Annotated in this window: 7 protein-coding genes; all 7 read right to left on the minus strand. The window is 42.9% G+C overall.

Features of this window, described 5'->3' with window-relative positions:
- Positions 1-164 (minus strand): hypothetical protein (locus HMPREF9455_RS20985; protein ID WP_006798892.1); only part of this gene is annotated, 164 nt, incomplete at its 3' end.
- 753 nt (positions 165-917) lie between these two features.
- On the minus strand, positions 918-2,882 hold the full coding sequence (locus tag HMPREF9455_RS06795; RefSeq protein WP_044215633.1) for an alpha-L-arabinofuranosidase C-terminal domain-containing protein: 1,965 nt from the start codon (positions 2,880-2,882) through the stop codon (positions 918-920).
- A 137-nt stretch (positions 2,883-3,019) separates the two neighbouring features.
- Positions 3,020-4,954: a glycoside hydrolase family 97 protein gene (locus tag HMPREF9455_RS06800; protein ID WP_006798895.1), complete on the minus strand. Its 1,935-nt coding sequence runs from the start codon at positions 4,952-4,954 to the stop codon at positions 3,020-3,022.
- Between the two features lie 10 nt (positions 4,955-4,964).
- Positions 4,965-5,525: a sugar O-acetyltransferase gene (locus HMPREF9455_RS06805; protein ID WP_006798896.1), complete on the minus strand. Its 561-nt coding sequence runs from the start codon at positions 5,523-5,525 to the stop codon at positions 4,965-4,967.
- 215 nt (positions 5,526-5,740) lie between these two features.
- Positions 5,741-7,630 carry an arabinan endo-1,5-alpha-L-arabinosidase gene (locus HMPREF9455_RS06810; protein WP_006798897.1) on the minus strand — a complete coding sequence of 630 codons (1,890 nt, stop codon included), beginning with the start codon at positions 7,628-7,630 and terminating at the stop codon, positions 5,741-5,743.
- 41 nt (positions 7,631-7,671) lie between these two features.
- Complete coding sequence (locus tag HMPREF9455_RS06815) at positions 7,672-9,465, minus strand: RagB/SusD family nutrient uptake outer membrane protein (protein WP_006798898.1); 1,794 nt, start codon at positions 9,463-9,465, stop codon at positions 7,672-7,674.
- A gap of 115 nt (positions 9,466-9,580) precedes the next feature.
- Positions 9,581-12,802, minus strand: coding sequence for a SusC/RagA family TonB-linked outer membrane protein (locus tag HMPREF9455_RS06820; protein WP_245532167.1), 3,222 nt, complete (start codon positions 12,800-12,802; stop codon positions 9,581-9,583).
- Positions 12,803-12,831: the final 29 nt, after the last annotated feature.

A 12,831-nucleotide genomic window follows, 5' to 3' on the forward strand; every position in this document is an offset into this window, starting at 1 on the left:
GGGTTCTTCGGGTCATAGACCAGAAACTCGGTGAAGAGCACATTGATGAAATCAGCGCCGCCCATGGCGCCTCCGGGATGGCCCGATTTGGCTTTCTCGACCATGGAGGCCGATAAGATGCGGATATTGTCCGCTGCTTTGTTTAATAATTTTGTTGTGGTCATTGGGTATATTGTTTATGATTATTATAATTAATTCAAATAGAAAAAGTAACAAAAGTAACACATGTTTCAGCTTTTAGCCGTTAGCGTTGGCTATCGCATAAGTGACTTTACAGTAAACAGTATTATCACACAAAGACACAAATTCCAGCTCATCGTCATATTCACATTCATTAACCATATATAGTTAAAACCTGACACATCTGACAGTTTTTCATCGTTTTTATCTTGCCGATTTTACGTTCGTTAACCATAAATAGTTAAAAAGTAACAACCAACGGTCACAGGAGCGAAGCGTATGTAAAGGTAACAGGTTTTTCATTCAACAGTTATCAGTTAACAACTCGTATCTTGTATCTCGTCTACTTGTAACTTTTTTCAAAAAGGTAATAAAGGTAACACATTTTTAGCTATTAGCTGATAGCTGTTAGCCGATAACTTATGTACAAAACTTGACAAACTTAACTTTTCACACAATTTTTATTGTCACTTTTTCTTCTAAAAACTCCGTGCTACTTTACTCCGTGTTTAAAAATAAAAGGTAACACTTCTTCTGCATTTTTTCAGTTGTTACTTTTCCTATTCACTGAATTTTCAAAGAACTACCTGCTAAAAATTATCAGTCATTCTATATAGATAAATTTGCCGAAAGAATATTCAATCCCAAATTTAGTATAAATAAAAAGAATCCAAATACTATCTTCCATCAAAGCAGAGAATATATTTGGATTCTTTCAAAATAATCTGATTGTTGATTTACAGTTTTATCTTATATACACCGAATGACTGACTCTGAGTCTGTATATTCAGTATATTTCCTTCCATTACTGCTGTTGTTTTTTCAGGAATAATATTCGTTGGAGTATCGAGTGTATTTATCACTTTCAAATTATTATTCTTTATGACTATACAATCACCGACTGTGAATGTCGCATTCTTTTTAGTTCCGGTCAATGTTACTTTTACATTCTTTGCTTCGGTACCTGTATTTGCTACTTTCACAATGTAACAGTTCTGGCCTTTATCATAAACAGCAGAAGCGTAAAGACTCTCCTGCCCTGTCACAGCCTTTTTATCAGGCCACAATAAAGTCATCGTATTTGTTCCTTTATTTTGCGCATAAAGTTGCTGCACATAATAGTTCGGAGTTTTCATCATCCGCAGATTATCGAACCAGATCATATCCGGACACCATTGCCATGCATCCACATGTGCAAAAAGAGGCGCATAAGTACACATATGTACAATATCGGCATTACGTTCCAATCCTGTCATAAATGCAGCTTCGGACAGAGCAGAAAGGAAGTTGTTCTGCTTCCCTGTAGAATGGTCGTGCGAAGCGTATTCTCCGGCAAATACAGCCGGACCTTTACGGTCATAATTATCGTAACGGGCAGCATTCTTATAGAACCAATCCGGCTCTTTATAGTAATGTTCATCCACCAAATCCACCTTCAGACGTTTCATTTCGGGCCACAGATAGTCGAATTGCTTTCCGTCAGCCGAAGGGCCAGAGCTGCCTACTATCTTCATATCAGGATATTTCGCACGAATTTCTTTCACGAATGGAGCCAGATGTTCAGGATATTCTTCCCCCCATTGCTCATTACCGATACCTATAAATTTGAGGTTGAAAGGTTCCGGATGTCCCATATCGGCTCGCACTTTTCCCCAGGTGGAAGTTACAGGACCGTTTGCAAACTCGATCAAGTCCAAAGCATCCTGAATGTATGGCGCTAAATCGCTTACAGGCACATGCGCATGTTGGTCTTCATTCTGAAACTGACATGCCAGCCCGCAGCTTAATACTGGAAGCGGTTCTGCACCCATATCTTCCGACAACAGGAAATACTCATAGAAGCCTAATCCATAACTCTGATAATAATCAGGGAAGAAACGGTGTGGGAAGGTATAATGCCAGCGGTTTTCATTCACCGGACGGTTTTCAACCGGACCGATAGTCTTTTTCCAGTCGTAGCGGGTATCGAGGTCTGTTCCCTCAACGATACATCCACCCGGAAAGCGGAATATACCCGGAGTAATGTCCGTCAGCGCCTGAGCCAGATCTTTTCTCAAACCGTTTTCACGACCTTTATATGTATCGGTAGGAAATAATGAGACATGGTCCACGGCAATCGCTCCCTTAGATGCAAGGAATATGCGTAAGCGTCCCTTCTCTTCTGCTTCCTTAGCAGTTAGTATCACCTGATGTTTTTGCCAGTCCGATGAGTTTATAACCAATTCCTGACTGCCTATTATTTCATCTTTGGGATTGATAAATTCGACACGTATCTTCTGATCTTCTGTTGTATTCACTTTCTTTGCCCAAACAGAAAAACGATAAGTCGCATCTTTCTTAAAGCCCATTCCACGGAAACCTTCGTTCTCTATCCCTGTATGCTTGTGTTCATGCCCGGGATTGGACAGAACCATATAATTCGGATTTTTATCAAAAGGAGGATTATCTTTCCTTACTTCTACTTTTCCGAAAGTATACCAGCCCATAAGCTCCTGCGGAAAATCAAAAGACCTGTTCTTCACCAACTCCGCATACAATCCGCCATCGGCTCCGAAATTTATATCTTCGAAGAAAAGTCCGTACATGGTAGACTGAATAGGCGATCCCACTTTCTTCGTATCTAATGTAAATTCATAGGTCTGCTGTGCAACAGCCGACTGACCAAAAGCCAGTAATGAGGCCAGGCCTAAAACTTTATACATTTTTTTCATACTTCAACAATTAAGCCCCTCCTAGCCTCCCCAAAGGGGAGGAACCAGAGAGAGTATATATCTATTAAATTATTAATTCATTTATTTTTTCATATCCTAAAGTCCCCCTCCGGGGGAATAGGGGGCTACTAAAATACTATTACAAATCCGCCATTCGGTTGAATTTCGACACTTAGTTTTCCATTATTCAATGAGACCTGTTTTTGGCTGAATATACGGTTAGTGTCACCGTCAGTAATCATTGTACCTTGTTTTGAGATATTCAGTTTCGACAAATCCAGTACCAATGTTTTCACTGCTGTTTCGGCATTAATTCCGGCTATATACCATTTATCACCTGACTTGCGCGCAAACACGGCATATTTGGCAGGGAAGCCATCTATTAACTTCACATCATCCCAGCTTCTTGGAACATTCTTCATATACTCCTGTACATAGTCGGGTTGTTTTTCCATACTTTCAGGAATTTCCACATAATGCTGAATTCCGGATTGGAAAAGAACGGTCAATGCAATTTCGAATCCGTTGGATGTACGACGCTGAATATTCGGTATTTCTCCGAAACATACAGGTGTAAAGTCCATAGGGCCGACTACATTACGGGCAAAAACAGCCGTAGCACAATGTTGCGGGGCTAGATCGGCAGTTTCCTGAGAGAAAGTTATAAACTCGAAGCCTTTAATAGATTCCAGTGTCATCAGGTTAGGAAATGTACGGCTCCACCCACGGGGTACAGTAGTACCGTGGAAGTTGAGCATCAACTTATAATCGGCAGCATCCTGCATCATATCATAATAATACTGAATGGCCGAAGGCCCGTCACCCGGCCAGAAATCGACTTTAAGACCGGCAATACCCATTTTACTCACCTTTTCGAATTCGGCTCTGCGGGCATCTCTTGTCAACAATGCATTCTTCGGGGTTTGATACGTTGTATTCCAATCTCCCGCGGAATTATACCACAGAAGAAGTTTGACATTCTTAGTCTTAGCATAATCTATAAGCTCCTGTATTTTTTCATAACCAATCACAGTATCCCAAAGTCCATCTACCAGAACATATTCCCACGTCATTTTAGCGGCATAGTCGATATATTGTTTCTGGCGGTCGTAATTAACGGACGGGTCTTTTTCCACACCCCAGCTCCATGCTACGATTCCGGGTTTTACAAAACCTGCGTCTTTCACCCGGCTTGGTTCGGAAACATCTGTTACCATCGAGCTTTCTACTATATCGTTTAATCCTCCCAGCATAATCACACGCCATGGAGAACGTAACGGCAATTTCGATATCGGAGTAACAGGATCGGTAGGTTTTACAGTTTCTCCCTGTTGAGGAAATTCGATAAAATATTCACCATCAGGACTATGCTGAGCCAGACGTGTGCCGCAATAAGGCGGTTCTAACCCCGCTTCTGTAAGTAACACCCATGTTTCTCCGTTATTGAATAAAGCCGGAAAACTCCAACCTGCTTTTTTAGGAGCTTCTGTTCCTACAGGAATGTCTGTAATATAATTATCTTCATAGCTCGGACATGTTTGCGCCCAGCAGTTTTTCACATCATCGTGCGGATGCAGCCAGGCTTTAGAAGTAGTCGCAAAGCGGAATGATGTATTTTCTTTCTCTATGGTCTTTTCGTCTGTAGAAGTTTCATCAAAGGCATAGCGGAAAGCAACACCGTTGTCTCCGATATGGAAAGTAATTGTCATTTCTTTTCCTTCCGGATTTTTCACTTTTACATCCCATTCATTTGCCTTGAAACTATTGTTCAGCCTTTTTTCGGCAGGAGTAACATAAGTCTCCTGAACACTACGTTTAGCCCCGATACTTACAATTTCAAGTGAAGAAAAATCTGCATCGCTCCTTACCAATCCTAGGACTGACGGTTCGATTGCAGTTACACCATCTTTCTTTATGGTATATTTCAATACTTTTGCAGAATCCTGATTCAATTCCACTGTTATTTTTCCATCAGGACTGGTTAAAGCATCTTGTTTTGGGGAACATGATGCCAATAATCCGATAATAAAGAGAGATAAAAATCCTCCCAATAATTTTTTCATGGTAATTAATTTATTTTGATTGATTTAGCTTTTTCACTACTCTTGCAGGGTTGCCAACAGCAAGGCTGTCAGCCGGAATATCTTTTGTCACTACAGCCCCTGCCCCGATAACAGAACGGTCACCGATAGTCACACCGGGACAAATGGTAGAATGACCTCCTATCCAGCAATCTTTTCCTATAACCACAGGTTTGCATGCTTCCCATTGCTTGCGGTCTTCAACATCGAGCGGATGGCCTGCTGTATATATGTGTACTCCCGGTGCGATCAACGTATTGGCTCCTATCTTTACTGTTCCGCCATCGAGAATAACCGCCCCTGTATTGATGAAAACATTTTCTTCAGCATATATAAATTCGCCGTAGTCGCAAAAGAAAGGAGGCTCAAGGTGGAGATCCCTTGCCGAATTAGGACATAATTCGTTTATTACATCCTGAAATTTATCGGTATAATATTCCGTCACGTTCAATTTGTGAAGTATTGGCTTTATCTTTGCCCGATGCCCTATCATTTCTTCTCCATGAGCCCAATAACGCTCTCCGGCAGCCATTTTCTCCTTCTCTGTTTTCATTTTTATACCAGTGATTTATTTAGATCTCCTAGAAACACTATATAAGTGTACCAAATACACTTGCAAGGTAGAAAATAAGTGTTATTGAATACACTTATTTAGATATGTTATAAAACATATTATTTCTTACAAATCTGGCTATCAGCTATGCTTAAAAGCCAAAAACTGCTCTACTGCCAATTAGCAGCAAAACAGTTTTTGCATAAGATTGAGAATTACTTGGTCTTTTTACCCCAGTACGTTTTAAAATTACCACCATAAGCAGCATAAACTATAGTATGCGTTCTGGGATTGGCTTCCCAGTCCACCTCACGTTGCAGATATAATTCCACACCATTCACTGTCAGTACTTGCTTCCCGGCATCATAACTCCATGAAGCATCTTTCCACGTACCTTCCGATACGGTATGTTCTGCCGTCAAGGTCATTACAGACGATTCCTTTTGTTTTCCGTAACTATATGACAAATCGATATGTTCCCAGTTGCCGACCAATTCCTCTTCAGTAATAGCGACTTGCGGTACAGCCCCATAACGTTCCGGCATCACCAGTGGCCACCCGTCTTTTGTCCAGCGAATGCTGCGGACATGTCCCATCATAATATAATTATCGACGCTTTCAGGTAAACGCCCCTGCGAAGAATAGTACCAATTGCCATTACCATCGTTGAATACAGCGCAGTGTGAGATACCTACCCAACCATTACTATTCGCAAACTTATACGGATGAGTAACCACAGGAAGCATGTCCCCGCCCGCAGTTACATTTGTACCATCGATGCCCAGATATGGTCCTGTAATGCTCTTCGACCGTGCTACGCGGGTATTATAAGGGACGCCTAATGCATCATAGGCTACAAACAGATAGTAATAACCTGTTTCGGGATTGTAAACTATTTCCGGGCCTTCACTAGCCTGCCATCGATTACCTGCCTGACGTGTAAATATCAATTGTCCGTATCCGGCAGGGGCACTGGTATCAGCCCACGGAACGCCTAAACTTTGTTTCGGCATGCCATCTGCCGCATTCAGTTCCATAGCTACAATACCACTGTGCCACGAACCATAGATAAGCCAGTGTGTTCCCTCAGGAGTGACTATATATGAAGGGTCGATAGCATTCCATTTGTAGTAGCAATTTGCCCAGTCGTTTGCCTGCACATTGAAATTAAGACCTTTATCCGAAGCATTGGTGACTACATATCCTTTGTCTATCCAGCCATCATTATTTGCCGGATCGGTGTTTTCCATCATACCTATAAAGGCGCGTTCGCCCCAAGTACCCTCGCCATTAAGCAGCCCAGGGCAAATAATCGAGTAATACATGCGGTACAAATTATCATTTACCTTATGTACACCAGGCGCCCAATATCCGAACTCACTTTCGCCGGTACTGGTAGTTTCTCCCAGCCCCATCTCTTTACGGATTTCATTCAGTTTAGGAATAACCCACTCCGGTAGTTCTTTCATAGTTCCGCCGAGATATTCCCAATACACAAGGTCTTTGGAACGGCGGGCATGAAAATGTCCATGTCCGGCATGCGCATTCCCATATGAAGCGTCTGTCTGGTACATATAATAATAACCGTCTTTAGCCAACACCACCGAAGGATCGTGTACATTGGCCAGATTCCACTGGCTGCGGTTGTCCCAGGCGGCGATACTTGCATAATTATCCGCATAGGCAGGAGCCTTATATTGAGCCAGTTGTTCATCGAGTGTCCCTTCGCCGGTCGACACCTCTATTTCGGACGAATAAGCTACTCCCCCGTTATAGATGCTTACAAAGGCGCGTACATAATAGGTGGTATTGCCCTGTAAACCTGTAAGCGTAGCTGTAAAAGACTCATTGCCCGTAGCAACAACCGTTGCATCATAAATATCCGGGTTGGCTTTAGTGCTATAGCAAAAGCCACGTTTCGACAATATCACATCTTTTGCAGAAGACAATGTAGCCTGCAACTGCGCCGACGAATAGGTTATTTCGGACACAACGGGCGTTTCAATGATTACGCCTAGTTCCCCAAAATCCTTGTCATCGTCACTGCACGCTCCGAAGAGAAGCGAGCAGATAACTAATAAGCTAAACCATTTATAGTGTTTCATACATTTTTCATTTTTAAAGTTCTTAACCTCAACATATCCTTCTATTCAGATGCCACAGATAATTCCCAGCCCGGATTTTGCCTAAGATTCGGAGCCTTCTTCACTTCTGTATCAGGCAGTGGGAAGTAATAGTTTTTCGGGCTGTTGAATGCGCGGGTAGGATGCTTCTGAGCTCCTCCGTATGTGTAAACGGTCGAAAGTTCAGGAGTAACTGTTACACCATAAATATTATACACTTGTTTGTAACGCGGCAGGCTCTTTTCGCTGCTGACAGTCTGACCTTCGAATAACTTCCAGCGACGCTCGTCAAAGAAGCGATGGTCTTCGAAGCAGAATTCTATGCGGCGTTCGTTACGGATACGCTCACGAAGCTGTTCCTTTGTCATACCTTTATAAGGCGGCATACCTACACGGGCACGCACCTGATTTACATACTGATAAGCCTGATCGGGACCAGAAGCCTCATTAATCGCTTCGGCAGCATTCAACAAGATTTCAGCATAGCGGAAGATAGGACAGGCATGGTTGTATGTAGAAGGGCTTTTGAACGACATATTGTTCAGAAACTTCTTTGTATAATATCCGGTCAGTGTACCGCCATGCAGCTGTTGATAGTCTTTTCCGTCAGGATATGATACATCTACAGCACGTTGCTCTTCCTGCAAAGGATCACCCCAGACGGACCCGTTGTGCAGAATGGTCTGTTCAAGGCGCGGGTCGCGGTTCGCATACGGGTTCTGGTCGTTGTAAGCAGGGTCCTGATCGATAGGCAGGCCATTGATGGTTTCATAACTATCTACCAGATTCTGAGTCGGATTGGTACGTCCTGTGGAACTTGCTGTACCACTGAAACCGCAAGGAGCAAGAAACAGCTCTATCTGATAAGTATTCCATACGGAACGGGTCAGAATGTATTCGTCATTATAGTACGGAGTGGTCACAAAACATTCATAATAATTTTTATTCGGATTATTATCACTTGTCGTATATAACTTATAGCGGTTACTGTGCTTCGCATTTTCTGTAATTAAATCCAATGCCGCTGTAGCAGCTTCCTGCCAGTATTCAGCCTTATTGTCCGGATTATGGAGCGCGGATGCCCTGTACAATAAAGCTCTTGACTTTAAAGCATACGCGGCGGCCCCATTCACACGCCCCCAGTTTTCATCCTCATTGCTATAACGGTACGGCAATTGATTTTTTATGGCGTCACACTCGTCGGCAATCCATTTCAATGCGTCCGCACAGTTCGTACGTGCCCTGTTCATCGCCTCTGTGTCGCTCGGATCGAATACGATAGGTATTCCATTCTCATCATTGCCGATAACGGGAACATCGCCAAACCAGCAGGCTATGTCGAAATGGAAGATAGCGCGAAGCAGACGTGCCTCAGCTATATTGCGATCGTACAGATGATTATCGTCTCCTGTTTTTTCCGAATTACCAATCACTGACGAGCGTGCATTCTTCATAAACTGGTTTGCCGCACGGATACCTTTGAAATTCTTCGGCCAGAAATCCTTGGCAAACGGATGGTCTGCTGCCGAGTAACTGTCGGTAAGCACACTGTGGTAATAATGTACATCCCAGAAAGACAAAGAATTATCCGTCATACAGTCACGTGATGCTGCCAGAAATTGTCCATTATTATATCCGGCAAAGGCATCGGGCAAATAAGTATAAATATTTGCCAGAAAACCCCGCGTATTCTCAAAGCTACTGAATACCTGTTCGTCCGATAGGGACAAATCCACTTCTTTGCTCAGATAATCACTACAAGAATGATTACTTAATAGCAACAGAGCCGTGGTTATATATATTGCAATCTTTTTCATTTTATATTCCTTGTTTATTCTTGAATTAAGGTCTCAGACCTTTTTATTGCTTTTGTATGTATAATAGCAATAATATAGTATGTCTGAAAACAATGCTTTAAATATTCTACCTTACTTAGAAGCCAATGTTTATACCAAATGAGAACGAACGGGTTTTCGGATACCACCAGCAATAGCTCATCGGCTTTTCCGGATCCAGGCCTTTCGGCAAATGGCTCCAGGTATATAAGTTATATCCGCTAAAATAGATACGGCATTTGGTAAGATTAGCCTTGGCTATAAGCTTCTTAGGTAGAGAATAGCCAACTTCGATATTCCGTAACGATAAATAATCTCCATTCACGATCCAGATATCATTCTGATATGTACCTGTACTACGGTCGCTGTCAATAGCATTGAAGCCTCCATAAGTAGGACGCGGGTAAGTAGCATTAATGTTACGGGAATCGGTAGGATCGTCTGTATAATATCCCCAAGCCTTAGTTACTTCGTGAGTACCCATGTTACTCCAGCCCGAATAGCTGACAGCAGGAGACAGGAACACTGAACGATTCAGGTAAGCTGTGAGTATGGCACGAGCATCGAATCCGGCATATTCAAACCCGAAAGTCATAGATGGAGTGAGTTCGGGAATGATGGTATATGTATCGGGAACCATATCATTAGAGTCAATCTGACGGTCACCGTTCAAATCTCTGAATACGGCAGTTCCTAATTGTTGTGAACCATTCGAAGCTGTATTATACGGATATTTCTCCGGATTATCTATAGCATCCTGCTGGCTGGAGGCAATCAGGTTCGGATCGCTTGCCCAACCCTCAAATTTGTAAATATTCCAGCCTCCGACACTGTTATTAAACGGTATTTCGTAAAGTTCGGCAACTGAAGTATAATCACGGATACGGTCACCTGTTTTTCGCTGCCAAGGCACATTCGGCTCTGTTTCATCCATTTCGGTAATTTTATTGGTATTGTAAGACAGCATACCTTCGATAAAGTAATTCACCTTACCTATATTACCACGATGGCCGAGGGATAATTCCAGCCCTTTGGATTCAACTTTTCCGTAAGAGTCCTGAGCCACTGCCACACCCACTATACTAGGAATAGTAGAACGGTCTATCAGTATATTCGAACGCCACTCTTTGAATGCATCAAACGACCCGTAGAGTTTTTTATTCCAGAAATCGAAGTCTAAGCCCACATTTAGCATTTCTGAAAGTTCCCACTTGTTGTTATTACTGCCTGCCAGACTCTCATAAATACCACTGATGCTAGAACTGGAAGTACCAAAGTTATAACCTGTACCTGAACCATAAGTGCTCTGATATGGATAACGGTTGGCTCCTGTAGTGGACTGGCCGGATGTACCATATGACGCACGAAGTTTGAGTAAATTAATATTCTTGTTTTTCAGCCATGATTCTTCCGAGGCTACCCAACCGATGGATGTTCCCCAGAAAGTACCCCAACGGTCGTCAGGAGCAAAATTGTCACAACCCATATGGGAAAGGTTACCTGAGAAAATATACCTGCTGTCGTATACATAAGTAGCCTGTCCGTTGTACGACATGAAACGGTTGGAAGACTGATTGGCATAGTTGGTACTCTCTATCCGGTTCACTGCATTCTGATAGGTACGGAAGAATGCCCGGGCTCCGACATTGTGTTTACCAAAAGTCTTATCGTAAGAGAACCCTGCATTGAAATTGAGATTGTAATAGTTGCCACGTTCATTAGCCGTTGGGTCCGACAAAGCCGAGTAAGAGGTCATTTGCGACAATTTAAACTCTGACGGGTCAGTAACCAAAGGATTTGAATAATCGTAGTAATAAGAGTTGATACTATTGGTCTGTGTAGATTCAAACACATCGTAAGCATCGAAACTCACCATTGCATTTGCTTTCAGGCCGGGAACCAATTCTCCCAGGTCGCCTGTCACATTCACTGTCGAATACAGGTTGCGACGGCGATTCTTTTCCTGACCAGATGAGGCCAGCAAACGTGCCGGATTATTAGCCGTATTTGATGAATATATCTGCCCGCCCGGAGTATATACCGGCTCCATCGGATTGGCTTCCACCGCACCGAAAGTCACCAGGCTGAATACACCTGTTGTCGGTTGCGTAATATTATCGATACGTCCCCCTAAATCCAATGATACGTTCAAATACTTATTCACATCTATGTCCAGATTCGAACGGAGGTTATAACGGTTCAATGTATGAGACGTATTGTAACCTTCGTTATAATTCGTCCACTTGTCATTCCACATTCCCTCCTGACGAAGGTAAGAGAATGATACATAGTAACGCGCACGGGCATTACCACCACTGATCTGCATATTGGTCTTATACAACGGGGCTGTTTCACGATACAGTTCTTCAAACCAGTTTGTATTGAAATACTTGTACTGGTCGACACCTGTCAGCTTTTCACCTGATGATACACGGCGATACATCTCTACCTGAGCATCTGTATACATAGGGTCAAGGCCGTCGAGATATCTCACCTGATTGCGGGTAAGTGCCATATTATAAGAATTCTGAGTTTCAAATTTGTTGCTCAGCATCTGAAATCCTATTTCCTGTGTAAAGTCGATCTTTGTTTTTCCGGCAGCACCACGTTTGGTAGTCACCATAATCACACCATTAGCTCCACGCATACCGTAAATGGCAGTCGCTGCCGCATCTTTCAGGACAGTGATATTCTCGATAGGAAATGCATCCAGAAACGAAAGGTCACGTTCCACATTATCTACAATTACCAGCGGACTGCGGGCATTCTTATTCATCGTACGCAAACCACGGACATACATAGTGGTTTCTGTCCATCCCGGCTCACTGGACCATTCGTAGGTTTGCACTCCGGAAAGAGTAGAAGTAAAAGCATTCTGAAGTACTGAAATAGGGTGCTTCTGTAACTCTTCTCCGGTCACTACCGAGGTGGCTTCTGTCATAAATTTCTTCGGCTTGCGTCCGAAAGGAACCGGCATAGTATGTAAATATTCATCTAAATCAGGTTCCATCACGATCTGGAAAGCACCGCTAAATTCGGCTGTACCGGTAGCATTTTTATAACCGACACTGCTAACACACAACTCGTCGTCCAGTTTTACATTCTTCAGACTGAAATACCCATCTTCATCGGAAAGTGCTATGCGGCTCTGCTCCGCCACATTTACCACAGCTCCGGCAATAGGTTTGCCTTCGGAATCCACGATACGGCCTCTCAACTCCTGTTCTTCTTGTGCCCAAATGTTGCAGGTTACGAATATGAGGACTCCCATCAACAGGAATTTAGTTATTCCTGCCAACTTGTTTTTTATATTATTCATGCTTGTATACATATGTATTCAGTTTAAGG

Origin of the sequence: Dysgonomonas gadei ATCC BAA-286 (assembly GCF_000213555.1) — a bacterium.
Taxonomy (GTDB): domain Bacteria; phylum Bacteroidota; class Bacteroidia; order Bacteroidales; family Dysgonomonadaceae; genus Dysgonomonas; species Dysgonomonas gadei.

Coding starts and splice junctions, on each gene's coding strand:
- HMPREF9455_RS06795 (WP_044215633.1), bottom strand. CDS start 2,882: ATGTATAAAGTTTTAGGCCTGGCCTCATTACTGGCTTTTGGTCAGTCG.
- HMPREF9455_RS06800 (WP_006798895.1), bottom strand. CDS start 4,954: ATGAAAAAATTATTGGGAGGATTTTTATCTCTCTTTATTATCGGATTA.
- HMPREF9455_RS06805 (WP_006798896.1), bottom strand. CDS start 5,525: ATGAAAACAGAGAAGGAGAAAATGGCTGCCGGAGAGCGTTATTGGGCT.
- HMPREF9455_RS06810 (WP_006798897.1), bottom strand. CDS start 7,630: ATGAAACACTATAAATGGTTTAGCTTATTAGTTATCTGCTCGCTTCTC.
- HMPREF9455_RS06815 (WP_006798898.1), bottom strand. CDS start 9,465: ATGAAAAAGATTGCAATATATATAACCACGGCTCTGTTGCTATTAAGT.
- HMPREF9455_RS06820 (WP_245532167.1), bottom strand. CDS start 12,802: ATGAATAATATAAAAAACAAGTTGGCAGGAATAACTAAATTCCTGTTG.